This is a genomic window from Mycobacterium sp. URHB0021, from assembly GCF_054057895.1.
Window position 1 is genome coordinate 6,650,504 of sequence record NZ_JBSRZT010000002.1, and the last position, 13,376, is coordinate 6,663,879.

At 66.8% G+C, this 13,376-nt stretch carries 13 protein-coding genes and 1 pseudogene; 1 reads left to right on the plus strand and 13 read right to left on the minus strand.

What is annotated here, in order from left to right; all coding sequences use genetic code 11:
- Positions 1-135: 135 nt before the first annotated feature.
- Positions 136-618 carry an OsmC family protein gene (locus tag ACVWWN_RS34800; protein WP_457147905.1) on the plus strand — a complete coding sequence of 161 codons (483 nt, stop codon included), beginning with the start codon at positions 136-138 and terminating at the stop codon, positions 616-618.
- Here the strand turns inward: ACVWWN_RS34800 and ACVWWN_RS34805 are convergent.
- The 13 genes and pseudogenes from ACVWWN_RS34805 to ACVWWN_RS34865 all read right to left on the minus strand — a co-directional run bounded on the left by ACVWWN_RS34805 (position 602) and on the right by ACVWWN_RS34865 (position 13,363).
- A complete protein-coding gene (locus ACVWWN_RS34805) occupies positions 602-2,011 on the minus strand; it encodes a threonine/serine ThrE exporter family protein (RefSeq protein WP_457147906.1) in 1,410 nt (469 codons plus the stop codon). The genes ACVWWN_RS34800 and ACVWWN_RS34805 overlap by 17 nt on opposite strands.
- A gap of 401 nt (positions 2,012-2,412) precedes the next feature.
- Positions 2,413-3,336: an LLM class F420-dependent oxidoreductase gene (locus ACVWWN_RS34810; protein ID WP_457147907.1), complete on the minus strand. Its 924-nt coding sequence runs from the start codon at positions 3,334-3,336 to the stop codon at positions 2,413-2,415.
- A 247-nt stretch (positions 3,337-3,583) separates the two neighbouring features.
- A complete protein-coding gene (locus tag ACVWWN_RS34815; RefSeq protein ID WP_457147908.1) occupies positions 3,584-3,919 on the minus strand; it encodes a hypothetical protein in 336 nt (111 codons plus the stop codon).
- Positions 3,920-4,054: 135 nt separating this feature from the next.
- Positions 4,055-5,674: a chaperonin GroEL gene (gene groL / locus ACVWWN_RS34820; protein ID WP_457147909.1), complete on the minus strand. Its 1,620-nt coding sequence runs from the start codon at positions 5,672-5,674 to the stop codon at positions 4,055-4,057.
- 91 nt (positions 5,675-5,765) lie between these two features.
- Positions 5,766-6,068, minus strand: coding sequence for a co-chaperone GroES (gene groES / locus ACVWWN_RS34825; RefSeq protein ID WP_066982812.1), 303 nt, complete (start codon positions 6,066-6,068; stop codon positions 5,766-5,768).
- Positions 6,069-6,276: 208 nt separating this feature from the next.
- Entirely contained in the window at positions 6,277-6,738 is a 462-nt protein-coding gene (locus ACVWWN_RS34830) for a nuclear transport factor 2 family protein (RefSeq protein WP_457147910.1), read from the minus strand.
- Between the two features lie 73 nt (positions 6,739-6,811).
- The gene (gene tsaD, locus ACVWWN_RS34835) at positions 6,812-7,846 is read right to left on the minus strand and encodes a tRNA (adenosine(37)-N6)-threonylcarbamoyltransferase complex transferase subunit TsaD (protein ID WP_457147911.1); all 1,035 of its coding nucleotides are present in this window, start codon (positions 7,844-7,846) and stop codon (positions 6,812-6,814) included.
- On the minus strand, positions 7,843-8,307 hold the full coding sequence (gene rimI / locus ACVWWN_RS34840) for a ribosomal protein S18-alanine N-acetyltransferase (RefSeq protein ID WP_457147912.1): 465 nt from the start codon (positions 8,305-8,307) through the stop codon (positions 7,843-7,845). Before rimI ends, tsaD begins: the two co-directional genes overlap by 4 nt.
- Positions 8,304-8,954, minus strand: a complete 651-nt coding sequence (tsaB, locus tag ACVWWN_RS34845) for a tRNA (adenosine(37)-N6)-threonylcarbamoyltransferase complex dimerization subunit type 1 TsaB (protein ID WP_457147913.1) — start codon at positions 8,952-8,954, stop codon at positions 8,304-8,306. Before tsaB ends, rimI begins: the two co-directional genes overlap by 4 nt.
- On the minus strand, positions 8,954-9,442 hold the full coding sequence (gene tsaE, locus ACVWWN_RS34850) for a tRNA (adenosine(37)-N6)-threonylcarbamoyltransferase complex ATPase subunit type 1 TsaE (RefSeq protein WP_457147914.1): 489 nt from the start codon (positions 9,440-9,442) through the stop codon (positions 8,954-8,956). Before tsaE ends, tsaB begins: the two co-directional genes overlap by 1 nt.
- Complete coding sequence (locus ACVWWN_RS34855) at positions 9,435-10,514, minus strand: alpha/beta fold hydrolase (protein ID WP_457149397.1); 1,080 nt, start codon at positions 10,512-10,514, stop codon at positions 9,435-9,437. Before ACVWWN_RS34855 ends, tsaE begins: the two co-directional genes overlap by 8 nt.
- A gap of 38 nt (positions 10,515-10,552) precedes the next feature.
- A pseudogene (gene alr / locus ACVWWN_RS34860) lies at positions 10,553-11,720 on the minus strand (alanine racemase).
- A 260-nt stretch (positions 11,721-11,980) separates the two neighbouring features.
- The gene (locus ACVWWN_RS34865; protein ID WP_457147915.1) at positions 11,981-13,363 is read right to left on the minus strand and encodes a glutamate decarboxylase; all 1,383 of its coding nucleotides are present in this window, start codon (positions 13,361-13,363) and stop codon (positions 11,981-11,983) included.
- Positions 13,364-13,376: the final 13 nt, after the last annotated feature.

Genomic DNA, 13,376 nt, shown 5'->3' on the forward strand with positions numbered 1-13,376 from the left:
GTCAACGCTCAGAGCTGCCACAACCGTAGAAGCCGACGCAGCCGATTGGGAGGTATTGATGTGATGGCAGTCTTTGACGCGCAGACACGAGACGATCGATCGGGTGTCGCCATTCAAACCGCGAAGGAGACGTGCATGACAACACACGAGCCTGGCGATGACGCAACGCCCGAGGGCACCGTGACCGTTACCGAGACGGGCCCGGGGCCGTACACGCAGCAGATCACCGCCGGGTACCACCAGCTGATCGCCGATGAGCCATCGCCGATTGGCGACGATGCCGGGCCAACACCCTACGATCTGCTACTTTCCGCGCTCGGAGCATGTACCTCCATGACGGTGCGGATGTACGCAGACCGCAAGGGCTGGCCTCTCGAGCGGATTCGAGTGACGTTGCGACACTCGCGCATTCACGCCGACGACTGCGCCGATTGCGAGACGACCAAGGGATGGGTCAATCAGATTGATCGCGTCATCGAGTTGACGGGCGAACTCGACGACACACAACGGCAACGGCTGATGCAGATCGCCGAACGTTGCCCCGTTCACCAAACCCTGACGTCGGAAGTCCACATCACCACATCCCCGGGTGACACCCGTTTTAGTCAGCAGAGCTGAGCGCGGCGGGTCCGGCGACCCGTGTCCTGCGGCTGCGGCTGCGGCGGCGGGCCGCAAGTCGGCGCCGCCGAACTTTCCACGAGCTCCATTCGCCCAATGAGACGCCGGCCGCGAGCGCGGTACCGATCGCCATTGCGCCCAACACCGATGCGAATCCGACGGCGTGCTGATCGTTGAGAATCGCGTAGATGCCATGCAGCAGTGCCAGTCCCGGCAGCAGGGGGACGATGCCGGCGATCGACACGACCAGCGGCGGTGCGAGATTGCGACGCTCCATCAGCCGGCCTACGAGGCCGATCGGCACCGCCGCGGCGAACGATGCCACTACGGCACCCAGACCCGCGCCCTGGGCCAGAAGGAACACGACGGTACCTGCTGCGCCGCCGAATGCCGCGGCCATCGCTGCGGAACGTTCGGCATAGCAGGCCACGGCGTAGGCCACAGCGCTCGCCGCGCCGAATGCGACACGCGCGGGCCACTCCGCCAAGGCGGGTGGCGCCTCCGCGCTGATGGCGACGAACGGCGCGCCGAAGCGGTTGGCGAGATGCAGTACCAACGCCACACCGGCGATCGTCGCGGCGGTCATCATGACCAACTCGAAGAAGCGGGCCGCAGCCGTCACCGGCGCGCCCGTGATGACGTCGCCAACCGAGCCCACCAGCGAAAGCCCGGCAAGAAGCACGACGAGGCCGGCGGCGATCGCCACCGTCGGCTCGAATTGCAGCCCCAGTCTGGGGCTCAGCCAGTACAGCACCAACGGAGGCGCGGTCGCGATCGCGCCGCCAACCGCGTACTGAAAGAAGAACGGCAGTCCTTGCCTGTTCAGTATCCGGTTGACCCGGTCGATCGTCATGGCGCTCAGCGCGCTGACCAGGCAGGCCAACAGACCGGCGCCCAGCGTTCCCGCCGTCGCAAAGGCCAGCGCACCCCAGGCAAGGGTGGCGATCCACCGCTTGTACGGATGCGGCGCGGTGATGATGGCGTCCAGCTCGTCGCGGGCTTTCGACGGCGACACGTGGCCGGCGCGGATACGAGCGATCAGACGGTCGACGGCCGCCAGTCGGCTGAAATCCAGCGACCGGGATTGCACGATGTGCAGGGTGCTGGCCGGCGGCGACGTCGGACCCAGAAATGCGGCGACGTGGATCGTCGTGTTGATGACATCGACCTCGCAACGGTCGATGCCGTAGGCGGTCGTGATGGCCGTGACCTGGTCCATCGTGGCGGTGGCCGGTGTCCCCGATGCCATCAGGATGGCACCGATGTTGCCCGCCAGATCGAGCACCTCGACGACCAAGCCGTAGTACGAGTCGTCGCGTTCTTTGCGCCCTTGATCCGTTATCCGCGGCAGGCTGTCCGTCGGTGGCTCGGTTTCCCGAACGATTCGGTTCAAGATCTCGCGATGGCGTGCGCGCCTCTGCTGGGCCGCCCGATCACGGGTCACCTCCACTACACTCCCCTCGTTCTCAACGACGAACCCAGATACTCGCAACGAGCCTGAAGCTTTGGATTTTTCACTCGCTTCCCCAATACCGGGCAGAGTCGACGCCCGCGGAGGGCGTGACGGACTTCTGCACGCAGCGGATTACCGGGCCGCTGTCGGTCGATGATGAGGTGTTGAGCAGTATTTCTCATACTACTCTTAGAAACTCTGCCGAAGGGCGGTCGTGCCGGTGAGAATGCGCACAATTTGCCCAGCGACAAGTCATCGGCGGCGTACAGACTTGTCCGAGGTCCACAACGGCTGAGAAGCCGCACCATCAGTGCCACACCGTGCGCTGAGTTCCGGGCGCGCTATGCGCCGACGAGCGGCCTGAGCGCGTCGCCTACCTCGGTGATTACCCCGGGCGTGTAGCGGTGCGTCGGAAGATTGATGATCACCCCGTCGATGCCGATGTCGAGCACACGGCGTTTGATCTCGTCGGCTACCTGATCAACGGTCCCGCTGAGCGCCCGGCCACCGCGCGCCTCGTCGATGTCTTTCGGCGCGTCGTAACCGTCGACGACGACTGTCAGCAAGCAGCTGGTCTCCAAAGTTTCCGGGTCACGGTCGATTTCGGCGCAGCGCTGCCGGAGTACGTTCAACTTGGCGGGGAGCTCGGCAATGTCGGCGATGAGGTTGAGGTGGTCGGCGTACCGGGCGGCCAGACGGAACGTCTTCTTCTCACCGCTGCCGCCGAGCATGATCGGAATGTGGTCCCGGTACCGGGGCTCATTGATCGCGTTCTCGGTGCGGTACCACTTGCCGGCGAAGGTGGGCCGCTCACCGTGCAACATCGGGACGATGATCTGCAGCGCCTCTTCGAGCTTTTCGAACCGCTCGGTGAAGGTGTCGAACTCGAAGCCCAGCTGCCGGTGCTCCAATTCGAACCAACCCGCCCCGATGCCGAGAATGGCACGCCCGGCGCTGACCACGTCCAACGTCGTCACCGTCTTGGCGAGCAGAGTCGGGTTCCGATAGGTGTTGCCGGTGACCAGGGTGGACAGCTGGACCCGCTCGGTGGCCGTCGCCAAGGCGGCCAGGGCGGTGTAGGCCTCCAGCATGGGCTCGTCGGGTTCGCCCAGCCCGGGCAACTGATAGAAGTGGTCCATCACCAGGACGGTGTCGAAGCCGGCGGCCTCCGCCTCCTCGGCCTGTGCCTTGACGGCGGGAAACAGCTCGGGGACCGATGTGCCATACGAAAAGTTGGGAATCTGCAATCCGAGTCGAATCGTCACGCAAATGTGTAACCACTCCAGGCGCGGATCATTCCGCCCGCGCCGGACCAATGCCGGATCAGAAACGAAACGGTCCCCGGCGGTCAGCCGCGGGCCGTCTCAAATAAATACTGCACGCGGCCACGATGACGATGGCCGTGATGTTCTTCCACGGCCATGCTGTTCCACCGCCGCGGTCCCGGTTGTGTTCAGTTGAAGACGAGCGGCGCCCATGATCACTCAGGTCGTACACACGCAGGTGCTGCCGTCAGTAATCGGCACCATGTCCGGGTCTGACGGGCAGCGCGTCGTCGAAACCCCGACGCGCGTCGATCTCGGCCGGCCCGATCGATGCAATCGCAGCTGTTGGGACCGGGTCCGATGGATTAGCGAGCTGCGACTGGTATTTGGCAAGGGCCTTGATTCTCTCGGTTGCGGTCACTGCGCCCGCCTCGTCGGCGATGTAGGCCGCCCCCGTGAGCAACATCAGCGCCACCCCGCCGAACCACGACACCCAGGCCGCACCGTCGCCGGCGTATCCGCCGATCCACGGCGCGATGGACAACACCAGGCCGACCACCTGGAGTCCATCCGAGAGAGCCAAGGACCGGCTCCGCACCCGTCCGAGGTCCAAGACGCCTACGCCGTCCGAGGCGTGATCCGGCTCGGCCTCCGACCGGCTGCCGCATAGAGAACACCCCCGGCCCAAACAGGACCGGGGGTGCTTCGACGGGTGTTTCTAGTGCGCGTGGCCGTGATGACCGTGGCCGTGGTCTTCGTCCTCGGCCGGCTTGTCCACCACTGCCGTCTCGGTGCTGAGCACCATCCGGGCGACCGACGCCGCGTTCAAAACCGCCGACCGGGTGACCTTGACCGGGTCGACAATGCCGTCGGCAACCAGATCGCCGTAGGCCAGCGTGGCGGCGTTGAACCCCTGACCGGCGGGCAGCTCGGCCACCGTGTTCACCACTACCGCACCGTCGAGCCCGGCGTTGGCGGCGATCCAGTGCAGCGGCGCCGACAGCGCCGAGGCGAACACCTCGACGCCCAGGGCCTCGTCACCGGTCGACGACTCGCGCAGCGCCTTGAGTGCCGAACGCGCCTGCACCAGTGCTGCGCCGCCGCCGACGACGATGCCCTCTTCCACCGCCGCCTTGGCGGCAGCGACAGCGTCCTCGACGCTTTCCTTGCGTTTCTTGAGCGCCGTCTCGGTGGCCGCTCCGACCTTGATCACGGCAACCCCGCCGGACAGCTTGGCGAGCCGCTCCTCGAGCTTCTCGCGATCCCAGTCCGAATCGGTGTTCTCGATCTCGCCCCGCAGCTGCGCGGAACGGCCGTCGATGGCCTCCTTGCTGCCGCCACCGTCGACGATCGTGGTGCTGTCCTTGGTCACCACGACACGCCGCGCGCTGCCGAGCACCTCGAGGCCGACCTCGCGAAGCAACAGACCGACGTCGGGGTTGACGACCTGGCCGCCAGTGACCACCGCGAGGTCATCGAGGAAGGCCTTGCGCCGGTCACCGAAGAACGGCGCCTTCACCGCGACGGCCTTCAGCGTCTTGCGAATCGCGTTGACCACCAACGTGGAAAGGGCCTCGCCCTCCACGTCCTCGGCAACAATCAGGAGGGGCTTACCGCTCTCGGCCACCTTCTCCAGAAGCGGCAGCAGGTCCGGCAGCGAGCTGACCTTCTCGCGATGCAGCAATACCAGCGCGTCCTCGAGCACGGCTTCCTGCGAGTCGAAGTCGGTGATGAAGTACGCGGAGATGAACCCCTTGTCGAACCCGACGCCGTCGGTGATCTCCAACTCGGTGTTCAGCGTCGACGACTCCTCGACGGAGACGACGCCGTCGTGACCCACCTTGGTCATCGCTTCGCCGACCAGCTCGCCGATTTCCTCGTCGCGCGAGGAGACGGTGGCGACCTGCGCGATGCCGTTCTTGTCCTTGATCGGCGTGGCGGAGGCCAGCAGCGCCTCCGACACCGCGTCGGCGGCCTTGTTGATGCCCAGACCCAGGGCGATCGGGTTGGCGCCCGCGGCGACCTGCCGCAGCCCCGCCTTCACGATCGCCTGCGCCAGCACGGTCGCGGTGGTGGTGCCGTCGCCGGCCACGTCGTTGGTCTTGGTGGCCACCGACTTCACCAGCTGTGCGCCGAGGTTCTCGAACGGGTCCTCCAGCTCGATCTCGCGGGCGACCGTAACGCCGTCGTTGGTGACCTGCGGGCCACCGAACGCCTTGGCCAGCACCACGTTGCGGCCGCGCGGGCCGAGCGTCACGCGCACCGCACCGGCGAGCTTGTCGACACCGGCTTCCATTGCGCGGCGCGCAGTTTCGTTGAACTCGATCTGCTTGCTCATATGTCTATTCCTGACTGATGTTCAGGCACCAAGCATTCCGCCCCGGAAATCACCCGTGACTACGGGGATCTCCGGGGCGGGACACGGGTGCTTACTTGTTGACGATCGCCAGCACGTCGCGGGCGGACAGGATCAGGTACTCCTCGCCGTTGTACTTGATCTCGGTGCCGCCGTACTTGCTGTAGATGACGGTGTCGCCTTCCGACACGTCCAGCGGAATCCGCTTCTCGCCGTCCTCGTCCCACCGGCCGGGGCCGACGGCGACAACGGTGCCTTCCTGCGGCTTCTCCTTGGCGGTGTCAGGGATGACCAGACCGGACGCGGTCGTGGTCTCGGCCTCGTTGGCCTGAACGAGGATCTTGTCCTCGAGTGGCTTGATGTTCACGCTCGCCACGATGGAGCCCTCCACTTAGTTCGGGTGTAGGCCCGGGACAGCCCCGGACCTGGGTTGATTACCAGGTGTTCGGCATGCGTCCGTGTCCGTTGCGCCGTCGTCGCGGGTGCCGGCGCAGGGGGTTGGCCACCTGCCACCTAGCACTCTATACATGCGAGTGCTAGCACTCAAGGTCACCCCTGTGCGCGCCCACGCGTCGCGATCACGCCTACGCGCCGAAACCCGTCGGGTCGACCGTCAAGTGGGCCGACACATCCCCCACCATCTGCACCTCGACCTGACGCTCGGTGAAGTACCAGCCGGTATCGTCGCAACTGAAAGCATCCAAGTAGCGACCCACCACGATCGGCTGCAACGGCACCGTCTCGGTGACCTGCATGACGCAGAAGGTCGAGCGAGAGGTCGCGGTTCGCGGCCCGCTCACCTCGACGATCGGGTTGAGCACGAGGTGCCGGGTGCGCGGTGTGTTGCCGTGGTCGGGGTAGCGACGGGTGGTCGCCGCGTAGATCTTCACGATCGCCTCAGCCCCCGACGCCCCCCGCGGCCCCGTCCCGCGGAACGTCGCCCTGGCGAGCAGCTCGCCGACCCCGTCGAAGTCGCCGGCGTCGATCAGCTCCGCATAGCGGTACAGCAGTTCGGTGACGGCCAGCTTGTCGTCAGCCGTACTCACGCCTCGACTCCCGCGCGCTCCGGTCCTCACTCGTGCCTCACTACGATCCTCACTCGCGCTCGTCTTCGGGCATTCAAGCCACTTGTCCTTTCACCACGGGGAGACCCGGATCGCTGGCCGCGTCCAGCGGCGACGGCGATGCGCCCGCGGCGATGAGGTGTGCCGCGAAGGACGCGATCATCGCACCGTTGTCCGTGCACAGCCGCGGCCTCGGGATCCGCAGCGTCAACCCGGCCGCTGCACATCGCTGCTCGGCCAACTCGCGCAACCGCGAGTTCGCCGCCACCCCGCCGGCGATCAACAGTGTCGACACCGCTGAGTCCGTGGCGGCGCGGACGGCCTTCATCGTCAGCACGTCGGCCACCGCTTCCTGGAAGCCCGCGGCGACGTCCGCAGGGTGGTAATCGGGCCGGCCCGCGTTGGCCTCCACATACCGCGCGACCGCGGTCTTCAGGCCGGAGAAGCTGAACGCATGCAGGTCGTCGCGCGGTCCGGTCATGCCGCGAGGAAACGCGATCGCATCGCGGTCGCCCTCACGCGCCAGATCGTCGAGCACCCTGCCGCCGGGATATCCGAGGCCCAGTAGACGGGCGACCTTGTCGTAGGCCTCCCCCGCCGCATCATCGACGGTGCTGCCGAGTTCGACGATCGGCTCGCCCAGCGACCGCACGTGCAGGAGGTTGGTATGGCCACCGGACACCAGCAGGCCGATGCTCTCGGGCAGCGGGCCGTGGTCGTAGACGTCGGCGGCGAGGTGACCACCGAGATGATTGACCGCGTAGAACGGCACCTGCCAGGCAGCCGAATATGCCTTGGCCGCGGCGACTCCCACCAACAATGCACCCGCCAGCCCCGGCCCGATGGTGGCCGCCACGACGTCGGGCCGTGTCACACCCGCTGCTTCCAGCGCACGGCGCATGGTGGGCCCGAGTGCCTCAAGGTGGGCCCGCGAGGCGATCTCGGGTACGACGCCACCGAACCGCGCGTGCTCATCGACGCTGGAGGCTACTTCGTCGGCGAGTAATGTGACGGCACCGTCCTGGGCCAATTCGGCGATACCGACTCCGGTTTCGTCGCAGGAGCTCTCGATTGCGAGGATGATCGTCATACCGGCTTCCCAGGGGGGAGACGTTGCATGGTGTAGGCATCGGCACCGCTGGCACGGTAATAGCGCTTGCGTACACCGATTTTGGCGAATCCTTCGCTTTCGTAGAGAGCAATCGCGGTCGCGTTGTCGGTTCTGACCTCCAGGAAGATCACACCGTCCGCGGCGATCGTGAACGTTTCGCTCAGCAGCCGCCTGCCGATGCCCCGACCTTGATATTCGGGATCGACGCCGATGGTGTGGATCTCGTATTCGAACGGGCGCTTCCGCCCGAGCCGCGCAATGCCGGCATAGCCGACGAGCTTGCCGTCGGCACGGGCGGCGACGTAATGGTTGTGCTTGGCTTCGAGCTCGGCCAGAAATGCGCGGGCCGGCCACGGGTCGTCGCCGCCGAACAGCTGCGCTTCCAGCTCGGCGCACCGTGCGGCGTCGGTCCGGTGCAGCGGGCCGTACACGACCGTCACCGGGCCACCACCGGTTGGTCCGGCCGTGGCTTGGCGTCGGGTCTGCGCAGGTAAAGTGGCACCAGCGCGGCCGGCTCGGCAGTCCAATCGGCAACGGCGCCAACCAGTCCCGACACCGTCGGATAAGCCGGTGACAGTCGCGGCAGCTCGAACAGCGCCGCGTGATCCGGTGAGCCGGCGACCGCGTCCCCGCCGGCGGGGACGTCGGCGGGCGCGCTCACGGCCGGTCCGTCGACCCGCACGCCGCCGCGGTAACGCGCCCAGTACACCTCCCGACGACGGGCGTCGGTGACCACGAGAACCTCGCCTGCGGTGGCTGCGGTCTCGATACCGATGGCATCCAGACTGCACACCCCGTACACCGGGATCGCCAGCGCGTGCCCGTAAGCCGCCGCGGTGGCCATCCCCACCCGCAGGCCCGTGAAAGGTCCCGGCCCACAACCCACGACGACGGCGTCGAGCTCCGCCACGGTGAGCCCCGCGTCGGCGAGGGCGCCGACCGCGTTCGGGGTGAGTCGTTCGGCGTGTGCACGGGCGTCGACGGTGATGCGCTCGGCGAGCGCCTCCACACTGGTGCCATCAAGCCGGACGACACCGGCCGTCACCGCCGGGGTGGCCGTGTCGATGGCCAGGATCAGTTGACTCATCACCGGCTCCACTGCCAGATCGCTTTGCGCGCTTCAGAATCGGGACCACGCTCAAGCCGGATGTCGAGGTGGGTATCGGAGAGTCGCTCTGCGAGCCCTTCTCCCCACTCGACCACGACCACCGCGTCATCGAGGTCGGTGTCGAGATCCAGCGAGTCCAGCTCCGCGAGCAAGTCGACCGATGCGTGGTCGAGCAGCCGGTACAGGTCGACATGGACCATCGTAGGCCCGCCGACCCGGCGCGCCCGGTGCACGCGGGCCAGCACGAAGGTCGGCGACGTCACCGGGCCCTCGACGTTCAGCCCTTCGGCGATCCCCTTGGCAAGCACGGTCTTTCCCGCTCCCAAAGGCCCCGACAGCACGACGACATCTCCGGCCGCAAGTCGGCCGCCGAGTCGGGCGCCGAGCGCAATCGTGTCCTCGGCGGTCGGCAGCTCGGCAGTTCCGCTCCCCGACCGGGCGGCCTCGCCGGCGGTGTCGTCAGCCATGTCGCCTGGCCCGTTCACGCACCCGCCGGGTCAACCTGACCAGCCGCGACGGCGTCGCCCGCTCAACGAGTCGGACCAGCGCGTCGTCGATCACTTCGGGCTCTTCCAGCTGCACCAGATGGCCTGCACCAGCTACGATCACCAGCTCGGACTTCGGCAGTTCGGCGGCCATCGCCTGCGAGCGCTCCATGGGGGTGAGCAGATCGTGGTCGCCGCAGGCGATCAGCGTCGGCACCTTCGCGAGGGAGGTCAGGGCGTCGGTCTCGTCGTGCACCTCGAGTGCGTGCAGGAACTCGACGAGGGTCACAATCGGCGTCTCGTGCATCATCTTCTCCGAGAACGCGACGACGCTGGGGCTGACCTTCTCGCCGCCGAACGACGCGGCCCGCAGAATCGGGGCGATCACCGACTTGGCGGCCCCGCGGGTGCGGTGCACGGTCTTCGGGGCATAGCGGACCGCGAAGCGGACGGCCTCCAGCGCCGGGTTTTTCAGGATCTCACCCAGCGGCGAACGCGAAACACCTTCGGCTGCAGACGCGATGAGTGCCACCCCCACGACACGGGTCGGGTACCGCTGAGGGAACTGGCGGGCATGGGACAGCACCGTCATGCCACCCATCGAATGGCCCACCAGAACGACGGGGCCACGCGGCGCCATCACTGCCAGCACGGTTTCCAAATCCTTACCCAGCTGCGTCACCGTGTAGGAATCCGGTGACGCTTCACCCGACTGGCCGTGGCCGCGTTGGTCGTAGAACACCATCCGCACCTGCGCGCCCCACTGGTCGATCAGCCGTGCGCGCTGAAAGTGAAACGCGCCCATCCGCAGGCAGAAACCGTGTGCGAAGACGACGGTCAATGGCGCATCCTGGGGTCCGACCTCACGGACCACCAGTGGCACCCCGTCGGGAGTCGTGACGACAGATCCGCGGTCGGCGCCGAGAAGTTCGAAGTCCTCGTCTGCGTACGGGTCGTCGGAGCTGACCCGCCGGCGCAGCGACCGCGCGACGGAGACGCCCGCGGCGGTGCCCACCGCGGTCACCCCGGCTGCACCCGCCAGCCATCCGGCCATCGGCCTGCGCGCCTTCGACTGTTCGGGCTCCTTCTCGCTCAACGGCTTCGGCCCGTCGTGCCGCGGTATGTTCGGGTGACCCGGCCGCGTGGACTCGTGACGATTTCATAGTTGATGGTGCCGAGCAGGTCAGCCCAATCCTGCGCGGTGGCCTCCCCCTGGCTGCCCGGGCCGAACAGGATGGCGTCATCACCCTCGGCGACGTCGACGTGATCCGGGCCGAGATCGACCACGAACTGGTCCATGCAGATGCGTCCGACGCTGCGGCGGGGCCGGCCGTTGATCAGCACGTCGATACGGTCGCCGAGGTTCCGGAACACGCCGTCGGCATAGCCGATCGGCAACAGCGCCACGGTGGTGTCCCTGTCGGCGATCCAGGTGTGACCGTAGGACACCCCGTCGCCGGCCCGCACCGAGCGGACCAGTGCCACCGAGCATCTCAACGTCATCGCCGGCCGCAACCCCATGTCGCCGCGCTCCGGAATCGGTGTCTGTCCATACACCGCGATGCCGGGCCGGACCATGTCGAAGGCCAGATCGGGCCGCGTCAACACGGACGGCGAGTTCGATAGGTGGGTGACTTCGAAAGCCACACCCTCGTCGTGGGCCTCGGCCAGCATGTCGCGCAACCGTTGAGCCTGAACATCGTTGAAGGGATGGCCGGGGACGTCGCCGTGCGCCAGATGCGACATGATGCCGCGTAACCGGATTTGCCCGTCGGACCGTGCCCGCTTCAACGCGGTGAGCATCGCGGGAAAGTCGGCGGCGGCGACACCGTTGCGGGTCAGCCCGGTGTCGACCTTGACGGTGACGCTCGCGACACGGCCGGTGCGGGTGACCGCGTCCCTCAGCTGGTCGAGTTGCCGCACCGACGACACCGCGATCTGGACATCGGCCGCCACCGCGGGGGCGAAGTCGGTGCCGGGCGGATGAAGCCACGAGACGACGGGTGCGGTGATGCCGTCGCGGCGCAGCGCCAGCGCCTCGTCGACGGTGGCGACACCGAGTTCGGCGGCGCCCGCCGCGAGTGCGGCCCGTCCGACCTCGGTGGGCGCCGTGGCCGTACCCGTCGGCCTTGACGACCACCATCACCTCGGCCGCTCCGGCGTACTCACGCAACAACCGCACGTTGTGCGCGATGGCGTCGAGGTCCACCACGGCCTCGGCGGCCGCGTTTGACGACGTCGTGAGCTCGGTTGTCTGCATTGTCATGTCACCCCGGCTAATTGTCCCAGAGCGCGGCGGGAGGTTGCTGGCTGGCTCTATCGACCGCATGACCTTTCGAAACCACTTCAACGCGTTCCCGTGATGCCCGACTTGAGGAAGACACCTGTAACGACCTTGACGGCTGACTCACCCCGAGTCCCTCGTCACTGGCAGAACCGGCGCTGGTCGATGAGCAATCACCGCCAATGCGAGGCGACCGTGAATCCAGCTCGGCAAGACGCGGCAATCAGCCTGACGTATCAGTGCGCGAAGGGCTGCAGCGTATCGAAGTGCCCCTTCGGCTTGAGTTCTTCGAGGTGGGCCAATGCGGTCAGCATGTCATCGCGTAGCGCCCGGGCCATGTCGGCGGAGAACCCTTCTCGCACCACGATGCGCAGCACGGCGATGTCATTGGCGTTGTCGGGCATGGTGTAGGCAGGCACCTGCCAGCCGAAGGCGCGCAGCGCGTACGAGACGTCGAACTCGGTGTAGCCGGGATCGCCCGCCAGCCGGAAGCTGACGACAGGGATCGCCGAGCCATCGGTGATCACCTCGAAATGCTCGCCGTTTCGCAGTTCGTCGCCCAGCCATCGCGCGGTCTGCGACAGGGACCGCATCACCTGCCCGTAGCCGGCGCGGCCGAGTCGCAGGAAGTTGTAGTACTGGCCGATCACTTGATTGCCCGGGCGAGAGAAGTTGAGCGTGAAGGTCGGCATATCGCCGCCGAGGTAATTGACCCGGAAGACCAGGTCCTCGGGCAGGTACTCGTGGCTGCGCCAGACCACGAAGCCGATGCCCGGGTAGGTCAAGCCGTACTTGTGCCCGCTGACGTTGATCGACACCACCCGTGGCAGCCGGAAGTCCCAAACCAGGTCGGGGTGCAGAAACGGCACCACGAAGCCGCCGCTGGCGGCGTCGACATGCACGGGAACGTCGAGTCCGCCATCCGCCGCCAGCTTGTCGAGCTGGGCGCAGATCTCAACGATGGGTTCGAGCTCGCCGGTGAACGTGGTGCCGAGGATCGCGACCACACCGATCGTGTTTTCGTCGACGTTCGCCAGCACCTGTTCTGGCGTGATGACGTAGCGGTCCTTCTCCATCGGCAGGTAGCGCGGCTCGACGTCGAAGTAACGGCAGAACTTCTCCCACACCACCTGGACGTTGGAGCCCATCACCATGTTCGGCGTGCGGCCCTTCCAGTCTTTGCCGACCTTCTCGCGCCAGCGCCACTTCATCGCCAGCCCGGCCAGCATCACCGCCTCGCTCGATCCGATCGTCGACACCCCGGTGGCGCTGGCCGGGTCGTCGTCGCGGAGGTCCTCGGCGTGGAACAGGTCGGCGACCATGCACACGCACCGTGCCTCGATGGCGGCGGTAGCCGGATACTCGTCCTTGTCGATCATGTTCTTGTCGAACGTTTCCGCCATCAGCTTTTCCGCCTGCGGATCCATCCAGGTAGACACGAACGTGGCCAGATTCAGCCGGCTGCTGCCGTCCAGCATCAGTTCGTCGTGAATGAATCGGTAGGCGGCGTCGGGATCCATGCTCTCGTCAGGCAATCGCAGCGAGGGCACCGGTGCCATGGAAAACCGCCCGGTATAGGCCGGGGCGATCTGCGGTGCGTGAGTGCGCTTGCGCGACATGGCAGTCCTTTCG

Coding starts and splice junctions, on each gene's coding strand:
- groL (WP_457147909.1), bottom strand. CDS start 5,674: ATGAGCAAGCAGATCGAGTTCAACGAAACTGCGCGCCGCGCAATGGAA.
- ACVWWN_RS34865 (WP_457147915.1), bottom strand. CDS start 13,363: ATGTCGCGCAAGCGCACTCACGCACCGCAGATCGCCCCGGCCTATACC.
- tsaD (WP_457147911.1), bottom strand. CDS start 7,846: ATGACGATCATCCTCGCAATCGAGAGCTCCTGCGACGAAACCGGAGTC.
- tsaE (WP_457147914.1), bottom strand. CDS start 9,442: ATGGCTGACGACACCGCCGGCGAGGCCGCCCGGTCGGGGAGCGGAACT.
- ACVWWN_RS34855 (WP_457149397.1), bottom strand. CDS start 10,514: ATGGCCGGATGGCTGGCGGGTGCAGCCGGGGTGACCGCGGTGGGCACC.
- tsaB (WP_457147913.1), bottom strand. CDS start 8,954: ATGAGTCAACTGATCCTGGCCATCGACACGGCCACCCCGGCGGTGACG.
- ACVWWN_RS34800 (WP_457147905.1), top strand. CDS start 136: ATGACAACACACGAGCCTGGCGATGACGCAACGCCCGAGGGCACCGTG.